The organism is Mycobacterium sp. NGS24 (assembly GCF_059813065.1).
Genome location: NZ_JCALDW010000001.1, coordinates 569,021 through 593,957, shown reverse-complemented (window position 1 = coordinate 593,957; position 24,937 = coordinate 569,021). Strand labels below are relative to the sequence as shown.

28 protein-coding genes are annotated in these 24,937 nt (G+C 66.3%); 9 read left to right on the top strand and 19 right to left on the bottom strand.

Annotated features, from left to right (window positions below):
• Window positions 1–6: 6 nt before the first annotated feature.
• Entirely contained in the window at window positions 7–1,656 is a 1,650-nt protein-coding gene (locus tag AC5Y6Y_RS02705; protein ID WP_499929269.1) for a PPE family protein, read from the bottom strand.
• Between the two features lie 79 nt (window positions 1,657–1,735).
• Window positions 1,736–2,638: a hypothetical protein gene (locus tag AC5Y6Y_RS02700; protein WP_499926233.1), complete on the bottom strand. Its 903-nt coding sequence runs from the start codon at window positions 2,636–2,638 to the stop codon at window positions 1,736–1,738.
• A 99-nt stretch (window positions 2,639–2,737) separates the two neighbouring features.
• Between AC5Y6Y_RS02700 and AC5Y6Y_RS02695 the strand changes: the two genes are divergently transcribed.
• Window positions 2,738–4,987 (top strand): molybdopterin-containing oxidoreductase family protein, encoded by a 2,250-nt coding sequence (locus AC5Y6Y_RS02695; RefSeq protein WP_499929267.1) that lies wholly within the window; start codon window positions 2,738–2,740, stop codon window positions 4,985–4,987.
• Here the strand turns inward: AC5Y6Y_RS02695 and AC5Y6Y_RS02690 are convergent, their stop codons facing one another.
• The 3 genes from AC5Y6Y_RS02690 to AC5Y6Y_RS02680 are packed head-to-tail and all read right to left on the bottom strand — an operon-like array spanning window position 4,988 to window position 8,393.
• On the bottom strand, window positions 4,988–6,670 hold the full coding sequence (locus AC5Y6Y_RS02690; protein ID WP_499926229.1) for a tetratricopeptide repeat protein: 1,683 nt from the start codon (window positions 6,668–6,670) through the stop codon (window positions 4,988–4,990). It lies immediately after the preceding gene.
• The gene (locus tag AC5Y6Y_RS02685; protein WP_499926227.1) at window positions 6,667–7,563 is read right to left on the bottom strand and encodes an alpha/beta hydrolase; all 897 of its coding nucleotides are present in this window, start codon (window positions 7,561–7,563) and stop codon (window positions 6,667–6,669) included. Before AC5Y6Y_RS02685 ends, AC5Y6Y_RS02690 begins: the two co-directional genes overlap by 4 nt.
• Window positions 7,560–8,393 (bottom strand): enoyl-CoA hydratase/isomerase family protein, encoded by an 834-nt coding sequence (locus AC5Y6Y_RS02680; protein WP_499929265.1) that lies wholly within the window; start codon window positions 8,391–8,393, stop codon window positions 7,560–7,562. The genes AC5Y6Y_RS02685 and AC5Y6Y_RS02680 overlap by 4 nt, the downstream gene beginning before the upstream one ends.
• Window positions 8,394–8,487: 94 nt before the next feature.
• Between AC5Y6Y_RS02680 and AC5Y6Y_RS02675 the strand changes: the two genes are divergently transcribed.
• The 3 genes from AC5Y6Y_RS02675 (at window position 8,488) to AC5Y6Y_RS02665 (ending at window position 12,066) form a co-directional block, all read left to right on the top strand.
• Complete coding sequence (locus tag AC5Y6Y_RS02675) at window positions 8,488–9,879, top strand: NAD(P)-binding protein (protein WP_499929263.1); 1,392 nt, start codon at window positions 8,488–8,490, stop codon at window positions 9,877–9,879.
• Window positions 9,872–10,645, top strand: a complete 774-nt coding sequence (locus tag AC5Y6Y_RS02670) for an acyl-[acyl-carrier-protein] thioesterase (RefSeq protein ID WP_499929261.1) — start codon at window positions 9,872–9,874, stop codon at window positions 10,643–10,645. Before AC5Y6Y_RS02675 ends, AC5Y6Y_RS02670 begins: the two co-directional genes overlap by 8 nt.
• Before the next feature lie 83 nt (window positions 10,646–10,728).
• Entirely contained in the window at window positions 10,729–12,066 is a 1,338-nt protein-coding gene (locus AC5Y6Y_RS02665) for an acyltransferase family protein (protein WP_499929259.1), read from the top strand.
• 34 nt (window positions 12,067–12,100) lie between these two features.
• Here AC5Y6Y_RS02665 and AC5Y6Y_RS02660 read toward each other — a convergent pair whose 3' ends face one another.
• A complete protein-coding gene (locus AC5Y6Y_RS02660) occupies window positions 12,101–12,274 on the bottom strand; it encodes a DUF3349 domain-containing protein (protein WP_463824342.1) in 174 nt (57 codons plus the stop codon).
• A gap of 130 nt (window positions 12,275–12,404) precedes the next feature.
• On the opposite strand from AC5Y6Y_RS02660, the gene AC5Y6Y_RS02655 reads away from it, so the two are divergent.
• Together AC5Y6Y_RS02655 and mbp1 are read left to right on the top strand one after the other, a co-directional pair.
• Complete coding sequence (locus AC5Y6Y_RS02655; RefSeq protein ID WP_499929258.1) at window positions 12,405–14,207, top strand: thiamine pyrophosphate-requiring protein; 1,803 nt, start codon at window positions 12,405–12,407, stop codon at window positions 14,205–14,207.
• 292 nt (window positions 14,208–14,499) lie between these two features.
• Window positions 14,500–14,733, top strand: coding sequence for a microaggregate-binding protein 1 (gene mbp1, locus AC5Y6Y_RS02650; protein ID WP_463824344.1), 234 nt, complete (start codon window positions 14,500–14,502; stop codon window positions 14,731–14,733).
• A gap of 67 nt (window positions 14,734–14,800) precedes the next feature.
• Here mbp1 and AC5Y6Y_RS02645 read toward each other — a convergent pair whose 3' ends face one another.
• The 5 genes from AC5Y6Y_RS02645 to AC5Y6Y_RS02625 all read right to left on the bottom strand — a co-directional run bounded on the left by AC5Y6Y_RS02645 (window position 14,801) and on the right by AC5Y6Y_RS02625 (window position 17,646).
• Entirely contained in the window at window positions 14,801–15,496 is a 696-nt protein-coding gene (locus tag AC5Y6Y_RS02645) for an HAD family hydrolase (protein WP_463824345.1), read from the bottom strand.
• Window positions 15,497–15,501: 5 nt separating this feature from the next.
• Entirely contained in the window at window positions 15,502–15,873 is a 372-nt protein-coding gene (locus AC5Y6Y_RS02640) for a hypothetical protein (protein ID WP_463824346.1), read from the bottom strand.
• A 124-nt stretch (window positions 15,874–15,997) separates the two neighbouring features.
• On the bottom strand, window positions 15,998–16,414 hold the full coding sequence (locus AC5Y6Y_RS02635) for a ChaB family protein (protein WP_463824347.1): 417 nt from the start codon (window positions 16,412–16,414) through the stop codon (window positions 15,998–16,000).
• Window positions 16,415–16,439: 25 nt separating this feature from the next.
• Complete coding sequence (locus AC5Y6Y_RS02630; RefSeq protein WP_463824348.1) at window positions 16,440–16,979, bottom strand: DUF1360 domain-containing protein; 540 nt, start codon at window positions 16,977–16,979, stop codon at window positions 16,440–16,442.
• Between the two features lie 40 nt (window positions 16,980–17,019).
• Window positions 17,020–17,646, bottom strand: a complete 627-nt coding sequence (locus AC5Y6Y_RS02625) for a flavodoxin family protein (protein WP_463824349.1) — start codon at window positions 17,644–17,646, stop codon at window positions 17,020–17,022.
• Window positions 17,647–17,720: 74 nt separating this feature from the next.
• On the opposite strand from AC5Y6Y_RS02625, the gene AC5Y6Y_RS02620 reads away from it, so the two are divergent.
• A complete protein-coding gene (locus AC5Y6Y_RS02620) occupies window positions 17,721–19,181 on the top strand; it encodes an aminotransferase class I/II-fold pyridoxal phosphate-dependent enzyme (RefSeq protein WP_499929254.1) in 1,461 nt (486 codons plus the stop codon).
• 5 nt (window positions 19,182–19,186) lie between these two features.
• Here the strand turns inward: AC5Y6Y_RS02620 and AC5Y6Y_RS02615 are convergent, their stop codons facing one another.
• The gene (locus AC5Y6Y_RS02615) at window positions 19,187–19,510 is read right to left on the bottom strand and encodes a MerR family transcriptional regulator (RefSeq protein WP_463824351.1); all 324 of its coding nucleotides are present in this window, start codon (window positions 19,508–19,510) and stop codon (window positions 19,187–19,189) included.
• Window positions 19,511–19,649: 139 nt separating this feature from the next.
• On the opposite strand from AC5Y6Y_RS02615, the gene AC5Y6Y_RS02610 reads away from it, so the two are divergent.
• The gene (locus AC5Y6Y_RS02610; protein ID WP_499926407.1) at window positions 19,650–20,096 is read left to right on the top strand and encodes an Hsp20/alpha crystallin family protein; all 447 of its coding nucleotides are present in this window, start codon (window positions 19,650–19,652) and stop codon (window positions 20,094–20,096) included.
• A gap of 115 nt (window positions 20,097–20,211) precedes the next feature.
• Complete coding sequence (locus AC5Y6Y_RS02605) at window positions 20,212–20,889, top strand: PAS and ANTAR domain-containing protein (RefSeq protein ID WP_499929252.1); 678 nt, start codon at window positions 20,212–20,214, stop codon at window positions 20,887–20,889.
• A gap of 12 nt (window positions 20,890–20,901) precedes the next feature.
• Here AC5Y6Y_RS02605 and AC5Y6Y_RS02600 read toward each other — a convergent pair whose 3' ends face one another.
• From AC5Y6Y_RS02600 to AC5Y6Y_RS02570, 7 genes are all read right to left on the bottom strand, one after another.
• Complete coding sequence (locus AC5Y6Y_RS02600) at window positions 20,902–21,090, bottom strand: hypothetical protein (RefSeq protein ID WP_463824353.1); 189 nt, start codon at window positions 21,088–21,090, stop codon at window positions 20,902–20,904.
• Between the two features lie 41 nt (window positions 21,091–21,131).
• Window positions 21,132–22,019 (bottom strand): universal stress protein, encoded by an 888-nt coding sequence (locus AC5Y6Y_RS02595; protein WP_499929250.1) that lies wholly within the window; start codon window positions 22,017–22,019, stop codon window positions 21,132–21,134.
• Between the two features lie 15 nt (window positions 22,020–22,034).
• A complete protein-coding gene (fdxA, locus tag AC5Y6Y_RS02590; protein ID WP_463824355.1) occupies window positions 22,035–22,379 on the bottom strand; it encodes a ferredoxin in 345 nt (114 codons plus the stop codon).
• Between the two features lie 76 nt (window positions 22,380–22,455).
• Window positions 22,456–23,322: a universal stress protein gene (locus AC5Y6Y_RS02585; protein ID WP_463824356.1), complete on the bottom strand. Its 867-nt coding sequence runs from the start codon at window positions 23,320–23,322 to the stop codon at window positions 22,456–22,458.
• 66 nt (window positions 23,323–23,388) lie between these two features.
• Window positions 23,389–23,646 carry a hypothetical protein gene (locus tag AC5Y6Y_RS02580; protein ID WP_499929248.1) on the bottom strand — a complete coding sequence of 86 codons (258 nt, stop codon included), beginning with the start codon at window positions 23,644–23,646 and terminating at the stop codon, window positions 23,389–23,391.
• A complete protein-coding gene (locus tag AC5Y6Y_RS02575; RefSeq protein WP_463824358.1) occupies window positions 23,643–24,230 on the bottom strand; it encodes an RNA polymerase sigma factor in 588 nt (195 codons plus the stop codon). Before AC5Y6Y_RS02575 ends, AC5Y6Y_RS02580 begins: the two co-directional genes overlap by 4 nt.
• Window positions 24,221–24,595, bottom strand: coding sequence for a DUF1190 domain-containing protein (locus tag AC5Y6Y_RS02570; protein WP_499929348.1), 375 nt, complete (start codon window positions 24,593–24,595; stop codon window positions 24,221–24,223). The genes AC5Y6Y_RS02575 and AC5Y6Y_RS02570 overlap by 10 nt, the downstream gene beginning before the upstream one ends.
• Window positions 24,596–24,937 lie beyond the last annotated feature (342 nt).

Genomic DNA, 24,937 nt, shown 5'->3' with positions numbered 1-24,937 from the left:
CGGGAGCTACTGGCGGAACAAACCGGCCACGAAGGTACCCACGTTGTAGACACCGGAGTTGCCGAAGCCCGAATTGCCCAAGCCGGACATGAACAGGAAGCCGGTGTTCAACACACCCGAGGACGAACCGCTGTCGTTCTGGTAGCCCGACGCCGGGGCCGTGTTGCGCACTCCCGATGCGTTGGAGTCGGTGTTCTGGAACCCTGAGGCACCACTGCCGGAGTTGTAGAAGCCGGAGCTGCCGACCCCGCTGTTGAACCAGCCGGAGCTGGAGCCGGTGCCGGCCACCGTCGATCCGACGCCGGTCTGCACACTGCCCGAGTTCCACAGCCCGGTGTTGCTGGCACCGGAGTTGCCGAAGCCGGTGTTGAAGCCGGCGGCGTTGGAGCTACCCGTGTTATAGATGCCCGCGTTGAAGCTTCCGGTGTTGCCGATGCCGGAATTGAAGTTCCCGGTGTTGAAATTGTCGGAGTTGGCGAAGCCGGTGTTCGAGGTGGCGGAATTGAAAAAGCCGGTCGATGACGCGCCGGAGTTGCCGAAGCCGGTGTTCACCTCGCCGCTGTTGGCCAGGCCCCAGTTCTTGGAACCGGCGTTGAACAAACCGGCGTTCTCGGTGCCCGAATTGAAGAACCCCGCGTTCGACGTGCCCGAACTGAACAATCCGACATTGCCACTGCCGGAGTTCAATCCGCCGATGCCGATCTGGTTGTCACCGGTGAGCCCGATGCCGATGTTGCCGTTACCGGTGTTCCACAGCCCCACGTTGCCATTGCCGGTGTTCGCCAGGCCCTGGTTGCCGCTGCCGGTGTTCGCCAACCCCACATTGTGGTTGCCGATGTTGGCCAGCCCGTGATTTCCGATGCCGCGGTTGCCGTTTCCGAGGTTTTCGTTACCGTAGTTCCCCGCGCCGAGGTTCGCGTTGCCGCGGTTTCCGACGCCGAAATTCTGGTTGCCGAGGTTGCCGCCGCCGATGTTCTGATCGCCGCTGTTGCCGCCGCCGAGGTTGGAATCTCCGTAGTTGCCGCTGCCGACGTTTTGGTTGCCGAGGTTGCCGTTGCCGAGGTTGGCCAAACCGTTGTTGCCGTTGCCGAGGTTGAGTTTGCCGAGGTTGCCGATGCCGAGATTGATGGCCGGGGCCTCTTGCAGCAGCTGCCAGGGGGTCAACTGCGCCGCTGCCGACGCCGCTCCGCCGTAGTAGCTCACCATGGCGCTGACGTCGCGAGCCCACATCTGCTCATAGACCGCCTCGGCCGCCGCAATCGCAGGAGCGTTGAGGCCGAACAGGTTTGAGCGCACCAGCGCCACCAGCTGCGAGCGGTTGAGCGCGATCTCCGCCGGATGCACAATGGCCGACCGAGCGGCCTCGAACGCGGTGGCGATCGCCCTGGCCTGTCCGCCCGCACCCTGCGCATGGGCCGCCGCCGCGCTCAGCCATCCTGCATACGGCGACGCCGCAGCCGTCATCGCCGCGGCGGCCGGACCTTGCCACGCCGAATCGACGAGTCCGGCAGTCACCGAACCGAACGACGTGGCCGCAGCGCTGAGCTCCTCGGCCAGACCGTCCCAAGCCGCCGCCGCGGCCAGCAGCGGCTCGGACCCGGCTCCGAGAAACATGCGCAGCGAGTTGACTTCCGGTGGCAACATCGGAAAGTCCATCAGGTCGTCTCCCCCAATGACAGTTCGTGGTCGGCGCTCGGTAGGTCACCTTCGCGCGGCATCACCGGACCCTAGAACATCACGGAGCTATGCGGCTCGTTTCCGCGGAATCGGCACAGCCGAGTACGTCGAAGACCGCTGCGGCCGAGGTGACGGCCTTATCCCCGTTCCCCTCGTCGTGCAGCAACATCCGCACACCGACTCGTCCGGGTCCGCCCGGGTGCGCGCTGCCGTCGACCCGGAATGGCCCTACTTTGCCCCGCGACATAAACATCACGTGCCAGCTGACGACCTGAAGTCTCCGCGTACCGGCAACCTCGGCAGCGAGGTCGGTCGCTGCGGTCTCGAGGACGACATGTTGAGGCCCGATGTGCAGCGCCGCATCGGGCGAGGCGAATTCGGCGCTGAGGGCGGGAAGCACCCAGTGACCGTCGGGACGCTTGCCGGCGCCGAACGCATCCCACAGCGGCGGCAGGTCGGGTGAGTCCTCGATAACCAACTCGGTGCCCGAAACATCCATCCGGTCAAGGCCTTTCGGCGGAATACCGATGATCGCGCCCTGCCCCTCGTTGAACGCGATCACCCGGTCGGGGTTGTCGGCATCGACGATTTTGCACCGGCCGTAACCCATGGTGCGCCCCTGGTGCACGATGCCCGAATCGACGATCTCGATGCGGGACACATCGAAGCCGGGATCGACGATCTGCACCGAGGCGATCACCGGGTTGGGCACCGCCACCATGTCGGTCTGACACCCCTCCGGCGACGAGATAGCAAGCGGCGCAACGAGAATGCCGCCCGCCTCATTGCGCATGTCGCGGCGGATGGTGACCGTGTTGTCGACCTCGCCGAGGTCCATGGAGGAGTGCTTGCGCCCGATGTAGCGGTAACTGAGCAGGCCGGTCCAGCGCCGGTACAGCTCGTCGCGGTAAGCGTCGGAGTCGTCGGCCAGCTCCCGGATGTCCCGTAGTCGCTCAGTCATGGTCTTCCGCCTCTCCTGGCTGCGGACTGTAACAGCAATGCTGAGCGACTGTACAGCGCCGAACTATACAAAATCGGGCTGAAGTGTCACGCTCAAACGATGGATCCGCCCGACCGAACTGCCGGTACGCGGACCGTCTTCACCTTCTGCCGGTATTGCCTGGCCTCGTGCGGGATCGAGGTCAGCGTCGAGGACAACCGGGTGGTCAAGATCGCGGCCGACAAGCAGAATCCGCATAGTTGGCAGGACTTCTGCGCCAAGGGTCGCAACGCCGCCCAACTCGTCGAACACCCGCGCCGGATCCTCGCTCCGATGCGGCGCGTGGGGGACCGATATGTGGCGGCCTCCTGGGACGAGGCCATCGCCGACATCGCGACCCGGATGACCGCGCTGATCGACGCCGACGGACCCGACGCCATCGGCGCGTACTACGGCAACCCCGCCGGATATTCGTCGTCGAATCTGATCTTCATGAACGGCTGGCTGGACGCCGTCGGCACCCAGAATCGCTACGCGGTGGGCTCGGTCGACCAGAATGCGCTGCACGTGGTGGCCGAGGCGATGTACGGCTCGTCGATCATGGTGCCGGTCTCCGATATCGACCACTGCGACTACTTCCTGCTCGTCGGCGCCAATCCCGCAGTGAGCGCGTGGAATTGGGTGGAAAGCGCCCCCGGCGGCTGGAAGCGCGCGCTGGCGCGCCAACGGTCGGGCGCCAAGATCGTCGTCGTCGATCCGTTGCGCACCGAGTCCGCCGACAAGGCCGACGTCCATCTCGCCGTGCGTCCCGGCCAGGACTGGGCACTGCTGCTGGGCATGGTGAAGGTGATCCTCGAGGAGGATCTGCACCACTGCCTCGACTGCGCACGAATCACCAGCGGGTTGCCCGCGCTGCGGGCACTGGTGACTGAGGCAGACCTCGACGACCTGGCTCAACGCTGCGGCATACCGCGCATGCAGATCGAGTGCACGGCAAGGGAATTCGCGGGAGCCGCCGCGGCGATGGCGGTGACGCGCACCGGGATCTCGCTGCACGTGTCCGGCACCGTCGGTGAATGGCTGGGCCAGGTGCTCAACGTGATCACCGGGCGGATGGACCGGCCGGGTGGCCGGCGTTTCGAACCGGGTTACATCGACGCGTTGCAGCTGGCCGCCACCGCCAAACCCTCGGGGCACCGCAGTCGACTGGCCGGTCGCGCCATGGTGGCCGGGGCGCACGCGCTGAGCGAACTGCCGGCCGAAATCACCACCCCGGGGCCCGGGCAGATCCGCGCCCTGGTGATCAATTCCGGCAATCCGGTGGTCTCCGGTCCCGACGGTGCGGCGCTCGACCAGGCGCTGGCTCAACTCGACCTCTTGGTGGCGATCGACTTTGTGCAGCGTGAAAGTCACCGGCACGCGCACTGGTTACTGCCCGCGGTGCACTGGCTGGAGCGCGACGACCTGCTGGCGTTGACCAGCAATCTGCACGACGAGCCCTACGTGCAGTACGGCGTGCGTGCGGTCGATCCGCCCCCGGCCGCACGGGAGGAGTGGCGCGTCTTCGTCGACCTGGCGCTGGCCATGGACGTCCCCCTGTTCGGCGTCAAGGGCGTCAACGCGTTCGTCAAGACGAGCCGACGGCTGGCCCACGCCGTCCGACGGCCCACGCTGGCCTTCTCCCCGCACTGGATCAACCGACTGATCGTCGTGATGTCGCGAAAGGTGAACGGCCGCAAGCTGAAATGGCGCGACTTGCTGGCTCACCCGCATGGCATGGTGCTCGGCCCGCGGGAGTACGGCCACTTCTCGGCTGCCTTGCGCACCGCCGACAAACGTGTCCAGGTGGCGCCACCGGAGTTCGTAACCCGCACCCGCGAGTTGCTGGCCAGTCCGCCACCCGAGGCGCCGTCCGACTACCCGTTCCAGCTGGGTAACCGCCGGCACCGGCACTCCATGAACTCGTTTCTCAACGACCTGCCCGGCCTGCATCCCGGCGGCAAGGGCAGCGCAGTGCTCATCCACCCGGCCGACGCCGCCGTCCTCGGTGTCCGCGACGGCGACCTGGTGCGGGTGTATTCGCCGGTCGGCGAGGTGCGGGCCACCGCGTCGCTGAGCGATCGGCCGCGGCGCGGCTTGATTGTGCTAGACCACGGCTGGGGTTCGCGGGTCTTCGACCCGCACGGCCGCGACGCGCCGCAATCATTCGGGGTGAACCGCAACCTGCTGATCGACGGCGAACCGGTCGATCCGCTTTCGCAGACCCCGGCGATGAGTTCTACCTACGTGGGCGTGGAACGCTGCGTCGGCGACATCCAGAACCACACGACGTTGGGCCGGCAACCGTCGGCACGGGTGCGCGATCCATGATCAACGACGGTGTCGCCCTGTCACGCTGCTAGCGTCGAGTCGGCACGCGCACGACGCGCGAATCGGTACGTCGGCGCGCGCTGCGGCGAGCCTGAGTTGCTGACCGATGATGACGGCTTCGTCGTTGCGCCCCAACCGTTTCAGGCATTCGTGGTAACCGTGCAGGCTCCACACGTTGCCGGGATGCTGACAACACCGGGCCAGCGTCGGGTCGAAGCCCAGATCAGCGGCGTACACCGCGGCCGCCTCGGCCACGTGGTCCTGCTCCAACAGCAGTGCCCCATAGGCGTGCCGGGTGGGCTGCATCCAGCCCCACGGCTCGTCGTAGGGTAGTGCGTCATCGAGTTCGACGGCGCGTCTCAGGTGTGCGAAAGCCTCGTCGAAAGAACCTGCCCGATAGGCGATTTCACCGTCAAGCATGGCGGCGGCCACCGCGAGGATGTCGCGGCTGGTGTTGTTGAACAAGTACCGCGTCTCCGGTATGCGCTGATACGCATCGGCGAAGGCCACGCGCGCCTTCTCGGCCTGTGCGATCTGGCCGGTGGCGGCCAGCGCGACACCGCGACCGTAGTGCACGGTTGCGGCGGTGGTGCAGTACAGCTGCGGGTCCGGCGGTAGCGCCTGCGCGGCCAACTCCGCCCAGCGACCGAATCGGACCAGGACATGAGTGCGCAGCGGCACGAATGCCTCCAGCCAGTCGGCCATCGGCGGGGACTGGATCGACAGCAGCTCGGGTGTCAGCTGCCCGGCGAGCTCGTCGGCAGCTTGCAGCGCGATGCGCGACTGTCCCTGGAACATCGCGGAATACACGATGAAGTGCAGATCGTGCGCACGGTACAACGAGTAGAAATTCAGCGGGCCCGCGCGGTCGAGGAAACGTCGATCCGCCTGCACCGCAGCACGGTTGGCGTCGATCGAACTGCCGTAGTCACCGCACAGCACGTCGATGTGGCTGGGCATGTGCTGCAGATGTCCGGCATCGGGCACCAGGCCGCGCAACGCGTCGGCGGCCGGCAGCGCCACCTCCGGCGTCGCCGACATCTCCATCGCGTGCAGATACAGGTGCAGGATGCCGGGGTGGGTACGGCCTGCCGGCTCGGCCATTGCCCGTTCGAGGATCGCTCGGGCCTCGACCACCCGCGAACCGGCGGCCGGCTCACCGGAAGCGGTGTCCCATAACGCCCATGCAGTGACGTTGAGCAGTGCGTCGGCGGCGAGGGCCTGCACGTCGAGGTCGTCGGGGTAGCTCGCGGCCAGCGCTGTCATCGCATCGGCGTACGCATCGAGAGCAGCGTCCAGCAGTGCGGTGTCCGCGGGGTCCTCGACGGGAAATCGGGTCCGCAGTGCGGCGATCAGGTCCTGCTCGACGGGGCTGCCGCGACCGGCGGCGGCCAGCGCAAGTTCAGCGCGGGCGCGGGCCAGCGAGGAGGTCAGATCGACGGGATCGAAAGCCGCCCAGGCTTTGTTGTAGTTGGGGCCCACCGCGTAGGCGATGCCCCACCGGGCGATGGCCAGATCCGGGTCTGCGTGCAGGGCGCGTTCGAAGCAGGCAATGGCCTCCTCATGGTTGAACGCGTAGGCCCACACCAGGCCACGATCGAACCAGAGCTGCGCGGACGGAGATGCGGTCTCGACCCGGCGGCGGTAGGAACCGAGGTCGTAGTACTGCTCGTCGGCGCTCACGTTCGCCCCAGCCGCTCCACGATGACGGCCCGCGCGGTGCGACCTTCGGGCGTCGGTGTCAGCGGGTAGACGTGCAGTAACCCGTCTTGTTCGTGGTAGTCGACGGATATGCCTGCGGCGGTGGCCTTGTCGACCAAAGCTCGGGCGTCGGGGTGCAGGATGTCACGGGTGCCGCTGAAAATCGTCAGCGGACCCAGTCCGCTGAGGTCGGCCGCCAGCGGACTGACCCGCGGATCATCCACCGGCAGCTCGCCACGCCACCGCTCAGCGAACACGTGCAGGGCATCGCGACGCAACCACGGGTCGTCGACCGAATCGATGAGCGGATTGGACAGTGACAGGTCGACCACCGGTGAGATCAGCACCGTCTGCGGGACGACGACATCGTGATCGTCACGCAGTGACAGCGCCGTCGACAACGCGATCTGCCCGCCCGCGGAGTCGCCGGCCAGCCCTACGCTCTGCCCCCGCGCCACACTCGTGCGCACCATGTCCACAATCACTGGTACCACGTCGCCGGCGGTGGCGAACGGCACCAGCGGGTAGATGGGAACGATCACTTCCGCCTCGGATTCGGCGGCGATCTGTGCGGCCAATCGCCAATGCTGGCTTGCGATTTCGTTCACCCAGGCGCCACCGTGCAGATAGACGACGGTCCGTTCGGGCGGGCCGGTCTTGCGCTTCTTGGGCGTCAGCGTGTAGATCGGCCAACCCGTCCCGCGCTCGAACGCCAACGCCACATCGCGCCGCAACCGCGGCGGCGGACCGAAGAGCTGCCGGTGCTGGGCGCAGTGTTCGATATGCGCGTGCGCCGCCGCCACGCTCGCATAGGCGCGCGTCCGACCCGTCCAGCGAAGCAGCGCCGGCAGCGCCCGACTCCGCAGACTTGTCAACGGTTCATCCCTTCGCCCTCCGCCGGCAACGGCTGCCACTGCCCCGCTACCGAAGTCGTCCAGTGCGGGGCGCGGCGTCCCCGAAACGCCGCTACGCCCTCGCGGGAGTCCGCGCTGCCCATCACCCGGTGATGCAGGCGCGTTTCCAGGTCCGCCACCCGGCGGGGTGGATAGCCGTTGATCATGGTGTCCCACAGCAGTCGCTTGCTCAGCGCGGCCGACATCGGCGCCACATTGACGGCGATGTCATGGGCCACCGCCATGGCATTGTCGAGCACTTGTTCGCTCGGCAGCGCGCGTACGGCGAGTCCCATCGCCACCGCCTCGGCCCCGCCGAAGCTCCGTCCGGTCAGCAACAGATCCGCCGCCACTGCCCCACCCACCAGGTGCGGCAGTGTCCAGTGCGCCATGCAATCCGGTATGACGCCGCGACGTACCTGTGCCACAGCATATTTGGCGTCTTCGGCCACGATCCGGATGTCGGTCTGCAGCGCAATGGTGAGGCCGATTCCGATCGCGTGCCCGTTGACCGCAGCGATCACCGGGGTGCGCAGTTCGAAGGCCGCGGGGTCGGTCGGTGACGCGGTGAACGCCTGGCCGGACGGCGCGTTGAACGGATCTGCTTCGGCGGCGAAGTCGGCACCGGCGCAAAAGGCCTCCCCGGCCCCGGTCAGCACGATCGCGCGTACCGCGTCGTCGTCGTCGCACTGCCGGTACGCCTGGTTGAGCAATGCACCCATCTCCGCGGTATAGGCGTTGCGGCGTTCCGGTCGGTTCAGGGTCAGCAGCGCGACGCCGTCTGCGATTGCGACGGTGAGATCGGCGCCCATCTGCGCAAACCTACCCGGTGGCCACGCTATCGTGGCGCAACGGCCATCTTGACCGTGCGGCAACAGGAGAACCGATGAGAGAAGAAGGCACCCAGTGACTGTCCAGACTCTGGACACCGACTACCTGGTGATCGGTGCCGGAGCTATGGGAATGGCGTTCACCGACACGCTGATCACCGAGTCGCAGGCCCGCGTGGTCATCGTCGACAGAGCACACCAGCCGGGCGGGCACTGGACTACCGCGTATCCCTTCGTGCGCCTGCACCAGCCGTCGGCCTACTACGGGGTGAATTCAAGGACGTTGGGCAACAACACCATCGACGGTGTCGGGTGGAATCAGGGACTCAATGAGCTTGCCCCCGTTGGCGAAGTCTGCGCGTATTTCGATGCCGTGATGCAACAGCAGTTCCTGCCTACCGGGCGGGTCGAGTACTTCCCGATGAGCGAATATCTGGGCGACAACCGTTTCCGCACCCTGGCGGGTGTTGAGTACAGCGTCAACGTGACGCGGCGCGTCGTGGATGCCACCTACCTGCGCGCGGTGGTGCCATCCATGCGCCCGGCGCCCTACGCCGTGGCTCCGGGCATCGACTGTGTGCCGCCCAACGAGTTGCCCCGGTTCGGCGCCCGGGACCGGTACGTGATCGTCGGCGCCGGCAAGACCGGCATGGACGTCTGTTTGTGGCTGCTGCGGCACGGTATCGGCGCCGAGCGGCTGACCTGGATCAAGCCCCGCGACTCCTGGCTGATGGACCGGGCCACGCTGCAACCGGGACCGTCGTTCATCAAGCAGTTCCGGGACAACTACGGCGCACAACTGGAAGCGATCGAGGCCGCGACATCGATCGAGGATCTGTTCGACAGGCTGGAGGCGGCCGGTACCCTGCTGCGACTCGACGCTGCGGTACGCCCGCGGATGTACCGCTGCGCGACGGTGTCGCAGCCGGAGTTCGAGCAACTCCGCCGGATCGAGGACGTGGTCAGGCTGGGGCACGTCCAACGCATCGAGCCGACCGAAATCGTGCTGGACCAGGGTTCCGTCACCTCGACACCGTCGACGCTCTACATCGACTGCACGGCCGACGGTGCGCCCGAGCGGCCCGCCACCGCGGTTTTCGACGGCAGTCAGCTGACGCTGCAGGCGGTGCGCGGGTGCCAGCAGGTGTTCAGTGCCGCGTTCACCGCCCATGTCGAGGTCGCCTACGCCGAGGATGCGGTGAAAAACGAGCTGTGCGAACCGATTCCGCATCCGGACCGCGATGTGGACTGGCTGCGTCTGACCCGTTCCGATCTGCGTAATTTCGCCCGCTGGCTCGACGATCCGGACCTGACCGATTGGCTGAGTGCCGCGCGACTGAATCTGCTCGCCGAGCTGCTGCCGCCGTTGTCGCACAAGCCACGGGTACGCGATCGGGTGGTGTCGATGTTCCAGTCGAAACTCAACACGGCCGCTGAGCAGTTGGAGAAGCTGCTCAGCGATGCCTAGCGGAGCAGCCGTGCCCGACAATGCCGAGCTGGACGCACCGCTGGTCGAGGTGCCCGACCAGGGATACGTGTATCGCACCGGCTGGCGGCTGGGCACATCCGACATCGACGAGCACCGCAGGCTGCGTCTGGACGGCGTCGCGCGCTACATCCAGGAGGTCGGTGCCGAGCATCTCGCCGATGCGCAGCTGGCCGAAGTCCACCCGCACTGGATCGTGCTGCGCACGGTGATCGACGTGTTCGAGCCCCTCGAGATACCCAGCGACATCACCTTCCGCCGGTGGTGTGCGGGACTCTCCAGCAGATGGTGCGACATGCGGGTGCAGCTGCTGGGCGCCGAGCGCGGTCGCATCGAGACCACGGGCTTCTGGATCTGCATGAACAAGGACACTCTGACCCCCTCGCGGCTCAGCGACGGCGCCGTTCAGCGGTTCGGCAGCACCACAGATGAGCACCGACTCAAGTGGCGGCCGTGGCTCACCGCACCGATCGAGGATGCGCGGGAAGTCCCGTTTCCGTTGCGCCGCACCGACATCGACCTCTTCGAGCACGTCAACAACACGGTCTACTGGCACGGCGTACACGAAATACTCGGCCGCGTACCCGAACTGGAGCAGCGACCTTACCGCGCGGTGCTCGAATACCGCCGCCCCATCAAGTACGGCGAGAACTTGATCATCCGCTGGCAGCCCAGCGGCGACACCGTGCGCATGCATTTCACCGTGGGCGACGACGTGCGCGCAGCGGCTCTGGTGTGCAGAATCTAGTCGCCGCCGAAGCACTTCAGCTGTGCCGCGCGGTCGTTGGCTGCGTGCCGTTGCGGCAACCCCGGACGCGTACTCTCGCGCTAATGCACGACGACAAAGAGCGCGACCTGGCAGTGGACTACTACCGCGTGTCCGGTGTGGTCCTCATCGTGCTGGGGCACTGGCTCGCCGCGGCGATCACCTACCACGACGGCCAGTTCGGTCGGCAGAATCCACTTCTCGACCTGCCCTGGACGCAATGGCTGACCTGGATCTTCCAGGCGGTCCCGGTGTTCTTCCTGGTGGCCGGTTACGCCGGCGCGGTGTCCTGGAAACACCGTTACGACGGGGACAGCATGTCGCGTCAGGTGTGGCTGCGGCGTCGGCTGGCGCGCGTCCTCGGACCGACCGCCGTGTACGTCGCGCTGGTGTCCACCGCGGTGGCGATCCTGGATTACACCGGTGTCGCCGGGGCGGTGCTGGAGTACGCCAGCTGGGCGGTGGCCATGCACCTGTGGTTCCTCGCGGTCTACGTGGTGGTGGTGTCGCTGACGCCGATTGCGATTGCCGCCCAGCGACGTTGCGGCCTGTGGGCCCCGGCCATCCTGGGCGTAGCGGTGGTGCTCGTCGACGTGATCTCGCTCGCCGGGCAGGTGTCCTGGCTGGGCTGGCTGAATTACCTGCTGTGCTGGGCCGCGCTGTACCAGCTCGGAATAGCTTGGCGTGCCGGGTCATTGAGTGGCCGCCGCGCGATACTGCTGGCCGTCGGGTCGGCGGTGGCGCTGATGTTGCTGATCTGGCCCGGCCCGTACCCGGTGAGCATGATCGGTGTTCCGGGTCAGGCCATCCAGAACACCACACCCCCATCGATGGCGATGCTGGCGTTCGGGTGCATGCAGGCCGGGATCGCGGTGGCGGTGGCGCCGGCGCTGCACCGCGTGCTGGGGGGACGGTTCGTACGCCGCGCCCTGGCGGTGGCCAACACCAACGTGATGGCCTTGTACCTGTGGCACATGCTGCCCGTGGTGATCGTGGCGGTCATCGCCTACCCGGCGGGGTTGTTGCCCCAGCCGCCTGAAGGAACCGCCGGGTGGTGGTTGGCGCGGCTGGAATGGTGGGCCGTGCTCGGCCTGGTCACCGCCCTAGAGCTGCTCGTGTTGTGGTGGGGCCGGCAGGTTTTCGCCGCGCCGTTGCCCAGCTTCGGGCTGCCGGTCGCGCCACGGTGGACCGAAGCGACGATGTTCACCGGCACCGCGGCCGCGGCGTACGCCCTGGCGTTCCTGGCCGCCTTGGGCTTTGCACCCGACGGCCATCTCCCCGGGCTGACCGTGCTCGTATTCGCCTGCGGCTTGACCCTGGTCGCGTTGTGTCCGGCGACGGCGAGTCGCGCGGCCGTGCCTCAGGATTCAGGTCTGCAGAACGAGTCTGCCGGCGACCGCTGACAGCTCGATCGCCGACCGGCGCGGGGTGGCGTCCCTATGCGGTGGCCGCGGTGGTGCGATCTGCTGAGCCGAGTCGCGCCAACTCCGGATAGGCCGGTCGGTGCGGCAGTACCGCCAATACCGGGAATGTGTCGGTTGCCGGCACTCCTGTGGGGTAGCCGGCCCGCAAGAAATTCACGAACTTCGCGACGGCGTCGATTACAACCATGTTCTTCACTTTCGTGGCCCGGAGAGGCCAGTGATTTCCCGCCAATCCGTGGGTCGAAACAACCCGAGCGCGTCTACAACGTCGCCAAGTGGGTAACCGCGACCACAATGCGAACGAGGGAGGGCCGTCGATGGCTGCCATGGAAGTAGGCGATTATCTGCTGCAGCGTCTGCGGGTATGGGGTGTCACCAAGGTCTTCGGATACCCCGGTGACGGCATCAACGGTCTGCTCGCGGCCTGGGGGCGCGCCAAGAACGATCCGGCTTTCATCCAGGCCCGACATGAGGAGATGGCCGCGTTCGAGGCGGTCGGGTACGCGAAATTCGGTGGTGGGCTGGGGGTGTGCGCGGCCACCTCCGGGCCCGGCGCGATCCACCTGCTCAACGGCCTCTACGACGCGAAGCTCGACCGGGTGCCGGTGCTGGCCATCGTCGGTCAGACCAACCGCTCGGCGATCGGGGGTTCTTATCAGCAAGAGGTTGACTTGATGAGCCTCTTCAAGGACGTTGCCAGTGATTACGTGCAGATGGTCACGGTGCCCGAGCAATTGCCCAACGTGCTGGACCGCGCTATCCGTACCGCCCTGACCCGCCGGACGCCGACCGCGCTGATCATTCCCGCCGACGTGCAGGAGCTCGAGTATTCGGCGCCGACCCACGAGTTCAAGATGGTGCCGTCCAGTCTGGGATTCGAGCAACCCGTGGTCGAACCGTCGCACGAGGGCCTGCGGCAAGCTGCCGACGTGTTGAACGCGGGCGAGCGGGTGGCGATGTTGATCGGTTGCGGTGCACGCGATGCGGTGGCAGAGGTCAGCGAGCTCGCCGATGTGCTGGGCGCCGGGGTTGCCAAGGCGCTGCTGGGCAAGGACGTACTTTCCGACGAATTGCCTTGGGTGACTGGGGCGATCGGCCTGCTGGGCACCCGCCCGAGCTATGAGATGATGCGGGACTGCGACACCCTGATCACCATCGGGTCGAGCTTCCCCTACTCGCAGTTCCTGCCGGAGTACGGCAAAGCGCGTGGCGTGCAGATCGACATCGATCCGACGTTGATCGGAATGCGCTATCCCAACGAGGTGAACCTGGTCGGTGACGCCGCCGCCACGGTCCGCGCGCTGTTGCCGCTGCTGCGACGCAGATCCGACCGGACCTGGCGCGACACGATCGAGCGCAATGTGGCGCGGTGGTGGGAAACCATGGCGATGGAAGCCGATGTCGCCGCCGATCCGATCAACCCGATGCGGCTGTTCGCCGAGCTGTCCCCGCTGCTGCCCGACGATGCGATCGTCACCGCGGACTCCGGCTCCGCAGCGAATTGGTATGCGCGCCAACTGAAGTTGCGCGGCACGATGCGTGGATCGTTGTCCGGCACACTAGCCACCATGGGCCCGGCGGTCCCCTACGCCATCGGTGCAAAATTCTGTCAGCCGGACCGGCCGGTGATTGCGTTCGCCGGCGACGGCGCCATGCAGATGAACGGGATGGGCGAACTGATCACGATCGCGCACTACTGGCACCAGTGGCAGGACCCGCGACTGGTGATCGCGGTGCTGCACAACAACGACCTGAACCAGGTGACCTGGGAGATGCGCGCCATGGGCGGCGCGCCGAAGTTCCCGGAATCCCAGACACTTCCCGACGTCGACTATGCCGGCTTCGCCGCGAGTCTGGGGTTGGGCCATGCCACCCTGACCGATCCGGAGCAGATTTCCGCCGCTTGGGATAGGGCGCTGCACTCCGACCGCCCTACCGTACTGGACGTGCACTGCGACCCGGACATCCCGCCGGTGCCGCCGCACGCGACCTTCGAGCAGATGAAGAGCGCCGCCGGCGCGGTGTTGCGCGGCGACGAGGACGCCATCGGCATCATCAAAGAAGGCATCAAGATCAAAGCACAGGAGTTCCTGCCACACCGGAGCACTCGGAAACAGTGACGCGTATATTCCGCTCAGGCAGAGAGTAATTCGCGCAGACGCGCGCCTGGCCGGCACCGCCTGGTCAGGCCCGCACGGAGCGCGTGGACCTGCGGTCCTGCGACGCGTTGCACGCGTGGGTGACACAGGCCACAGGTTTGATACCTCCGGCACGCGGAAACACCCCTTGATGCAGGGGAAGAAATCGGACAGACAAGTGCGGGAGAGCACGCGGTCCGGAACCTGTTGACCGAGCGCAATCGACGATCAGCGCGAAGTCGCCATGCACGCAAGTGAGCAACAGGAGGAATACATGGCCGAGAAGAGTGGACCCCAAGAGGCAGTCGAGGGTGTCGTCGAGGGCGTAAAGGGCAAGGCGAAGGAAGTCATCGGCGCCGTCACCGGCCGCGACGACGTCAAGCGTGAAGGCCAGGCTCAGCAGGACAAAGCCGACGCCCAGCGCGACGCCGCGAAGAAAGAGGCCGAGGCCGAAGCCGCCCGCGGTGGTGCCGAGGCTGCAGAGCAGCGCCAGAAGGCCAACCAGTAGTTTTCTCTCACAAGAATGGGCCCAGTCCACGACTGGGCCCATTCTCGTGTGCTCCTTGCCGGGACCGCTAGGACCGGCGTGTGCCGAGCCGTCCTATCGGAGTGTCGTCGAGATGTTCCAGCAGCTCGGCAGCATTCTCGAAAACTGCTATCGCACCAGCATTTTCAAGCTCGCCTCGGGACACACCCCCGCTGAGAACGCCGATGATCGGCACTTCGGCGCGTACGCACGCCTCGGCATCCCAGACGGCGTCTCCGACGAAGACAGCGCGTTCGGCGGTAACGCCGGCCTTGTCGAGTGCCACGTTGACAATGTCGGGTTTGGGTTTGGCGGTGTCGACATCATCTGCGGAGGTGACTGCGGCGACCACGTCGTCGCAGTCGAGCACCTCGCGGAGTAGCGACAGCTCGTCCGGCGGCGCTGACGTCGCCAGAACCACTTGCAAGCCCAGGTCAGCCACCCGTTGTAGCAGTTCGCGGGCCCCCGGTAGTGGCTGCAGCAGTGATGCAGACTCTTTGTAGTACTGAGAGTGGAGATCCTTCAATTTCGACTGCACATCATCTGACTCGCCCTCGGAGAACGACTTCACCAGAGTCGTGCCGTCCATCCCGATGGACCGGTGCACGCGCCACATCTCGGCATCGACGCCGAGTTCGGCGAAAGCCCGCTGCCAGGCTTGTACATGCAGGTAGTTGGAGTCCACCAGGGTGCCGTCGATATCGAACAGGACGGCGGGATTTGCCTGATTCTCGTTGCTGGACAAGGTGATCAGAAGATGATCGCGATGGCGGCGAAGTCGATGAGTAGCAACGCGAGTCCGGCCAGCGGAACCAGGTGGCCACGCCGGCGGAATGCGGTGAAGAAGGAGACGACGACCGTCAGCGCGGCCACCACCGGCGCGCCGTAGAAAAGCACGCCGTACAGCAGTCCGCTGGGTCCCAGATTCGGGCAGTGCGCCGCGCTGCAGGCGGCCACGCTCATTGCCGCACCGACGGCGAAGATCATGATCAGAGCCGCCGCGGGCACGGTCAGCAACGCCAGCACCCAGTTCACCAACCCGCGACGCGAACGGTTGCCGTCCGACGGAGAAACGGGCGGGTCAGCGACGTGGTGGGTCGCCTCGCGTTGTTGCAGACTCATGGGCGCTCCTTGGTGGGTCACATTTTTCGACTACCCAGGCTGGTTGGACCGAAACCTGCGCGCTCAGACCCGGCACGCCAGCTCGGCCGCCCGACGCAGCCGGCGCCGCCATCGTCCGGCAGCCTCACCGGCGCGAAGTGGCGCGGCGATTCGCCTTCTTGATCGCTTCCACCAGTTCGGCTTTCGTCATCCGGGACCGGCCGGGCACGTCGAGACGACGGGCGATATCGAGCAGGTGCTTCTTGCTGGCGTTGGCGTCCACACCCTCGTCTGAGGGCAGCGGGTTGTCGAGCCCCCCGCGCTCGGCGCGGTCGTCGGACGGACCGCGTTGATCTTTGGCTTCCCAATGGTCGCCGACCTTTTCGTAGCTGTGCTTGACCGCGGCGTAGGCGACCCGGTGGGCTCGCTCAGCGCTGTCGTACTGTTCGGCGGCCGCGTCGTGGGCCTTGGCGAAGGTGCGCTGCGCCTTCGCGCTCGACCGGCGCAACGTCGCGGGCAGTTCGTCTTTCTTCGCCGCGCCGCCCTTGGTGGTCTTCGGCATCTCAGCGCTCCAAATCTGTTCCGGCTCAAGAACTCTCAGCACGCTGCTGGGCGGCAGCGTAGCCAAGCTGCAGAAAATCGGCTCCCGCCAGCGCGGTGAACGTGCCGGCCATCAGGCGGGTGAACCTGGGCGCAAACACCAGACCGAACGCGAAGCCGGTGGCGACCCACATGTCGAGGCAGAACGGGCAGGTCAGCAATTCGCCCATGGTGTGCCGAAAAGTGCTGTCGTGCCGCGCTTCTTCTTTCACCTCAGCCGGGCCTGCGGCGCCCTGGTAGCGGGTGAACGGCGCCCGGAGCGGGCTCGTCACCGCGTCTTTGGCGATTGTCCTGGACAGCTTGTGGGTACCGATCGTCACCAGCACCAGGTCTTGCGGATGCCAACGCTTCGGCAACCCCCGGCCGGTCACCCTGGCCGCCACCGTCGCCACGCTCACCACCAGGCAGTACAGCGCCATCGATGCGACGTATCCGGCCATCGGCCGGGATTCGGCGCCACGATAGGCATCGGCTTCCTGGCGCACCTTGTCGACGACGGCAACGCCTGCCTCGGTTATCTCAGCCATTTCGCTCCCTTTGACGCTTCCGCCGCGTCACCCATTCCAGTCATGAACCGTACGACGGATAGTTGTGCTGCTTCAGGATCCGCGCCAGATGAACTGCATTGCGCGCCGCTGCTGCGGTGGCCGACGCCACCGCTTCGGGCACCTCGTCGAGATCGTTGTAATCGACGGTTTCCATGGCGCGACCGTTCCAATAGGTGCTGGCCTGCGCCGGCAAGCTGAAGCCAATGTCGTTGAGCCCCTGGAACACATCGGCGATGACCTTGTGGGCCCCGTCCTCGTTGCCGACCACGCTGACCAGCGCCACTTTGCCGACCATCGCCGGCGTCCCGTCGTCGTCGGTATTGGACAGTTCGGCGTCGAGCCGCTCCAGCACGCGTTGCGTGATGCTTGACGGATGCCCCAGCCAGACCGGTGTGCTGATGAGCAGGATGTCGGCGGCCAGAATTTTTTTGCGGATGTCCGGCCACTCGTCACCGTCGCCCATGTCGCTTTCGACACCGGGTGCGATGTTGTGGTCGACACAACGAATGAGCTCACATTCGACCCCGGCACCGCCCAATTCCGTGCTGACATGTTCGGCGATGAGTTCGCTGCTCGAGGCCGCCGGACTGGGTTTGAGGCTGCATACCAGACCCAGGGCGCGCAGCGGCGGCAAGGAGTCAGTCACCCTGGGCAGATACCCGCTAGTCGGGTGGCAAAACGCGATGAGTTGCCGTCGTCGCCACCGGGTAACCGGCCGGGATGGATCAGTCGCAGGCGCCGTTGCTCGAAGCGCTGGATGATTACCACCGCTACCACCGCTACGGCTTCACCCCGCCGGGCCACCGGCAGGGCGCCGGCGCCGACGACCGGGTGTTGGCGATCATGGGCAAAGACCCGTTCCGCAACGACGTCCTGGCCAGCGGCGGCCTCGACGATCGGCTGAGCCGCGGGAAATACCTCAGCCGCGCAGAAGAATTGATGGCCGACGCGGTGGGTGCCGACTCGGCGTTCTTCTCGACGTGCGGCAGTTCACTGTCGGTGAAGGCGGCGATGCTGGCGGTGGCCGGGGGTGCCGACGGTGGCTTGCTGGTGGCCCGGGACAGTCACAAGTCGATCGTTGCGGGCCTGATCTTCTCCGGTGTCCGGCCGCAGTGGATCGCGCCGCGGTGGGACAGCGACCACCACTTGTCCCATCCGCCGTCGCCGGAACAGGTGCGGGAAGCCTGGGACCGGCATCCTGATGCCGCCGGCGCGCTGATCGTCAGCCCCAGTCCGTACGGCACCTGTGCCGACATCGCCGGTATCGCCGAGGTCTGCCACAGCCGCGGCAAGCCGCTGATCGTTGACGAGGCGTGGGGGGCTCATCTGCCGTTTCACGAGGACCTGCCGACCTGGGCGATGGACGCCGGTGCCGACGTCTGTGTGGTCAGCGTGCACAAGATGGGAGCGGGATTCGAACAGGGGTCGGTCTTTCATGTGCAGGGCGACCTGGTGGACGCCAAACATCTGTCGGCCTGCGCCGACCTGCTGATGACCACCAGCCCGAATGTGATGGTCTACGCCGCCCTGGACGGCTGGCGCCGCCAGATGGTGGAGCACGGCCATGAGTTGTTGAGCGCGGAGCTCGAACTGGCCCGGGTGTTGCGGACCAGGCTGTCGGAAATTGCCGACCTCGCTGTGCTCCAGGACGAGTTGCTGGGCAAGGAGGCGTCCCACGACCTGGACACCACCCAGGTGCTGATGGACGTGTCCGCAACTCGGACATCGGGATATCAGGCCGCCGACTGGCTGCGGGAAAACTGCCACCTCGACGTCGGAATGAGCGATCACCGTCGGATTCTGGCCACCATGTCTTTTGCCGACGACCATCGGACCATTGCGCGACTTGTGCAGGCGATGACCCAATGGCGCAGCGCCGCAGCTGATTTCGACGAACCGCCGCAGATTCGGCTGCCCGCACCGGACGAGCTGCAGCTGGAGTCGGTCCACCTGCCGCGCGACGCATTCTTCGGCCCGGCCGAGATGGTACCGGCGGCCAGAGCGGCCGGGCGGATCGCCGCCGAGCAGATCACCCCTTACCCGCCGGGCATTCCGGCGGTCGTGCCCGGCGAACGTCTCAGCGAAGCCGTTGTCGACTACCTGCGTTCGGGCGCCGCGGCCGGCATGAACCTGCCTGATGCCACCGATTCAAGCGCCAGGGAGTTCCGTGTGGTCGCCTGAGCGCTCTACTCGGTGCCGCCCAACGTGCGGTTGGCCGACCGCAAGTCCGTGTTGGCGGCAGTCAATTCGGCGTTGTGGTCCTCCAGACTCAGGATCCGCGCAATACCGGCCAGATTGACACCGGCCTCGACCAGCGCACTGATCCGCTTGAGTCGGGCCAGGTCCGCGCCGCTGTACCGACGGGTTCCGCCCTCACTGCGGGCTGGCGTGACCAGCCCATACCGCTCGTAGAGGCGCAGCGACTGCACGGCGATACCGGACAGTTCCGCGGCGACCGATATCCCGTATACACCGTGATCGGGTGCCGGTACGTCGACACGATCGGCCATTCACATTCCCCTCACATGCGCCACAGAAAACCTGTTTACCATACTTGCGAACAACTATCGAGAGTGTTATAAAAAATCTATGCCAGTTGGCATAGATAGTGAAGTCGCTCAGAGCAGACAGGAGTAAGGAGTGACCGCCATGCTGATGCGTACTGACCCGTTCCGTGAACTGGACCGATTCGCCCAGCAGGTGCTAGGAACAGCGGCGCGACCAGCAGTGATGCCGATGGACGCCTGGCGCGAGGGTGAGGAGTTCGTCGTCGAGTTCGACCTTCCCGGCGTCAGCGCCGACTCGCTCGACATCGACATCGAACGCAACGTGGTGACCGTGCGTGCGGAACGTCCCAGCCTCGACCCCGGCCGCGAAATGCTCGCCACCGAGCGGCCGCGCGGAGTTTTCAGCCGCCAACTGGTCCTTGGTGACAACCTCGACACCGAAAAGATCGAGGCCTCCTACGACGGAGGTGTGCTGCGGCTGCGCATTCCGGTCGCCGAGCGGGCAAAACCGCGCAAGATTTCCGTCGGTCTCCGCAATGGCCACAAGTCGATCGCCGAGGAGAACAGCCGGGAGGTGATAAACGCCTGATTACGCACTGGTTCGGGCCGCGGCCGTGGCCGGCGCTACGGCCGCGCCCGCACCGCGTCAGGCGGCACCGGCCGGTGCAGCTGTGCAACTGAATCTAGGGAAGGCGGCGTCCGCGATGTCCAGGGATCTCGAGGGTCCGACGACACCACCGGGACAGGCCGCGTCCGAGGGGGCGTCCCAGCGGCAGGGTTCGTTTCGGTTCTTCATCGCCGACCAGCGCTGGGAATGGTCAGACCAACTGCAGCTGATGCACGGCTACCAACCGGGCAGCATCAGCCCCACCACCGAACTGGTGCTGTCGCACAAACATCCCGACGATCGCGACAAGGTCGCCGCAGCCATCGCGGACACGGTGAAAACCGGCAGAGCGTGGCGCACGCGTCACCGCATCATCGACGCCACCGGACAGGTGCACCACGTCGTCGTGGTGAGCGACCAGCTCCTCGACGATCACGGAGAGGTTATCGGCACCCATGGCTTCTATGTCAACGTCTCCCCCATCGCCGGCCGGGCGCAAGAAGCACTGGTCACCGCGAAGTTGGCGGAGATCGCCGAGAACCGCGCCGCCATCGAACAAGCCAAAGGCATGTTGATGCTGATCTACGGCATCGACGACGATGCGGCGTTCGATCTACTGAAGTGGCTGTCCCAGGAATCCAACATCAAGCTGCGGGCGCTGGCCGAACAGATCGTCAGGGACTTCCGCACCGTAACGCCCGCAGTTGCCCCGAAGAATGACTTCGACCAGCTGCTGCTGACCGCACACCGGCGGGTCGGCCGCACCACTACCTGAGGTTTCAGCCCTTCAGTTCGATGCGCCCTCGGTGTCGTCGAAGAACGACCATTCTCCGTCTGCGTTGACCTCCAGACGCCAGCCCAGCTCGGAGTTGTCGGCGACCTGGTCGACGAACCAGGCGTGGGCATCTTCGGCGCTTTCGATCTCCTTGGTCGCGACGACTTCACCGTGCGGGTCCATAACTCTGAATTCAGCCATGCCACAGGGGTTCCCACGGGGCCGGGTTTCAACCCGGGTGATCACCGGGCGACGATCACCGGCATCCGCGCTGAGTGCACCACCGCGTTGCTCACCGAACCCAGCAACGCCCCGGCGATGGCACCTCGCCCGTGACTGCCCACGACGACGAGTTGGGCCGATTCCGATCGCGCGACGAGTTGGTGGGCCGGACGATCGGACACCACGACCGGGGATACGGTGACGTCTGGATACCGCTCCCGCCAACCGGCCAGCCGTTCGGCCAGACTGAGCTCGGCTTCAACCTTGACCTGCGACCAATCCAGTCCCGGCAGCTCGATCACTTCCCGGTCGCTCCAGGCGTGCAGCGCGATGAGTTCGACGCCCCGACGCGAGGCCTGGTCGAAAGCCAGCGCGGTCGCCGCTTCCGATGCCGGCGACCCGTCGATACCCAGCAGCACCGGCGCACCGAGCGGATTGGGCATCAACGGATCTTCGTCGTGGATGACAGCGACCGGGCACTTGGCGTGCCGCACCACGCTGGAACTGACCGAACCGAGCAACAACCGGGCCACGGCTCCCCGACCAGACGAACCAACCACCAAAAGATTTGCGTGTGTTGAGATTTCGATCATCGTGGCCACCGGGGTGGCAAAGATCAGTTCGCTGTTGACGGCCAGCTTGCGGTCCGGTGGGACGGATTTCTCGGCGAGCTGGACCGCCTCGGCGACGATCTTGCGTCCGCCGTCTTCCTGCCAGACCGTCCAGGTATCCGGGTAGGGCATCGGCGGCCAGGTCGACACGTCGGTGTTGACCACGTGCACGACGGTCAACGGGATGTTCTTGAGGGCCGCATCGCGGGCCGCCCATACGACAGCCGCGTTCGATGCAGGCGAACCGTCGGCGCCGACCACGACCCCGTCGGCCTTGATGTTCCCGGCTGCCGTCATCTCGCGGCCCTCCGATCAGGTGTTGTTGGCCGGCATGGCTGCGATCAGCGGCGTGTCGACACCCACCCGACCCACCACCGCGCTACCGCCTGGTGATCCGAGCGCGGCGCTGCGACCGGGCAGGATCTGGCGGAAGAACGCCGCGTTGTCGTCGAGGTGGATCAACTCGTCCTCCGGAAGATCGCCTTCCCAATAGATCGCATCCACCCGGCAGGCCGGCTTACAGGCTCCGCAGTCGACACACTCGTCGGGATTGATGTACATCGTTCGGGCGCCTTCATAGATGCAGTCAACGGGGCATTCCTGCACGCAGGACTTCTCGGCCACGTCCAGGCATTCCTTGCCGATTACATAGGTCATGGTGTCACGGTATGCGGCAACCGTCAGCCCCCGCGCCTATCCAAGGCCCTCAACGAGAAGGACCAAAGACCCCTTTTCAGGAGGGGACCACAACCACTGGCACCCGCGCGGCGTGCGCGACCCTCGAACTGACCGAGCCCAGCAGCATCCCGGTGAATCCGCCGCGGCCGCGGCTTCCGACGACGACCAACTGGGCCCGCTCGGCCGCATCCAACAGCCACTTCGCGGGCGTGTCGCAGACCAGCGATCGCTGCACGTGGACGTCGGGATACCGCTCCTGCCAGCCGGCCAATCGTTCGGCGAGCACCTGTTGTCCCTCGCCCTCGCGCTCGTGCCAATCCATGCCCAGCGCCGGGAAGACCCCGACATCGCTCCACGCGTGCAGCGCGACCAGGTCGACGCCGCGGCGGGAGGCTTCGTCGAACGCGAACGCCGTCGCGGCCTCCGACGCCGGCGAACCGTCGATACCCACCAGCACGGGTGCGTGCGGGTCCGGGGCAACGATGCCGTCGCCGCACCGAATGACCGCGACCGGGCAATGCGCGTGCTGGAGCAGCGCCGCCGTGACCGAACCCAGCAGCATCCGGCCCAACGCACCCATCCCCTGGCTGCCCACCACCACCAGCTGGGCCTGTTCGGATGCTTCGATCAGCGACGGAACCGCGTTGGCGTAGACCACCTCCACGTGGACTTCGGGCGGTTCGGTCCCGGTTTCGGACACTGTCTTGCGAGCGTGCGCGACGACCTCGTCGGCGTTGTCCTTCTGCCACGCCGGCATCTCGGTATAGAGCTGACCCACCGGCCAGCCGACGACGACGGGTGCGACCGCGTGCAGCAGGGTGAGCTGCACATCGCGCAGGGCGGCTTCGCGGGTCGCCCATGCCAGGGCCGCGTCGGACTCGGCCGAACCGTCGACCGCGACCAGGATCCCGTATTTCGCCACAAGGCCCGATACTACGAGACCCCTGCCGCCGGGCGTTGGGCCTGGGCTGACGTTGAGACTCGGGTTCTAGCGGCCGTCGCGAAGCATTGTGTCGATGATGCCCAGCACGTCGGTGTCGCTCAGGTGCTGACCGTCCGAGACGATTCTGAGCAGCGCCTTGAGGTCCAGCATCTGCTGCAGATAGACCAGGCACGGTGGGCAGTCGGCCAGATGCCTGGCCACGATCGCGTCCCACTGGCGCGGGTCGGAGTCGACCAGGTCGTCGACGAGCCGGACGAATTCGACGCAGTCGATGGCGGGCACGGAGTCGTCGTAGACGGTCATCGTTGATACCGCCTTTCCAGTTCGTTGCGAAGGTTCCCTCGGGCGCGATACAGCAGCGCGCGCTGCGCGTCGGCCGACAGTTCCAGGATCTCGGCGGCTTCCTCCGACGACGTGCCGACCAGGTCGCGCAGGATGATCAGCTGGCGCTGCCGCACCGGCAGCGTGTCCAGTGCCGCCCGCACGAACCCGACGAGTTCGCGTTGCACGGTCCGGTCTTCCGGCAGGAACCGTCTCGACGGCGGCAGGCTCCAGTGCCCGGCGTCGGGGTGACCCGCCGGGTGCATCCGGCCCGACAGCGGATCGTCGTCCTCGGAGAGCACCTCGTGTTCGCGGATCCGGGTTTCCCGACGACGGTGCCGCAACGCGGTGTGCTTGACGATTCCGAACAACCAGGTGGCGATCGAGGAGCGGCCCTCGAACGACTCCGCTGACCTGAGCACCTGGATCCAGGCCTCCTGCACCACCTCTTCGGCCATTGCGGGTGAACTGACCATCGTGCAGGCGAACTTCACCATCGGCCGGTGATAGTCGCGTACCAGGCCGGCCAGCGAGAATCCGCCGACCGAGTGCTCGCTCAGCGCCATCTCAAGGGCAGCGGCCCAGTTCCCAGCGCAACTGAGCCTCCGACGGCGACTGCACCGGGATGAACGCGGCCTCCCGGTAGCGGCGGCTGGCGGGCGTCCTGCTCGCGTAGCCTTTGCCGCCGGCAGTGCGGACCTCCAAAGCTGCTCCGGCACTGGCGACTTGGGCAGAATCGAGGCGCAATTTCAGCAGTTCCCTCTTGCCGGGCGCCCGTTCTCCCCCGACTGCATCGGCCATTTCGGTCAGCCGCGTCTCTGCTGCAACGAGCTGGTGACCCAGCGTGTCGACCTCGTCGGTGTATACCGCATTCACCCCGGACAACCCCGACCTGGCTTGGGCCACAGCGGTTTTCGCCAAACCGATGCACATGGCGGACTGCAGCACCAGGAAGGTCGGCCGCACCGCGGCAAGGAACTCCTCGAAATCGGTGGACAACACCTGTTCGGCGGGGACGTGCACGTCGGACAAGTTGAGATACGACGACGCCGTGCTGTCCATCGCCAGCAACGTGAACCGGTCTCCTACCGTGACACCTGCGGTCCGCAGCGGCAGCGCAACGATCAGTTGCTCACCTCGGTCGGTACGTGCCGCGGTGACCAGCAGCGAGTCCTCGTACAAGTTCGACGCCCACCGGATCGGACCGCTCACCCGGTAGCCGCCGTCGACCGCTGTGGCGGTGAGTTCGAGGTTGCCGCACCCGGCCGACTCC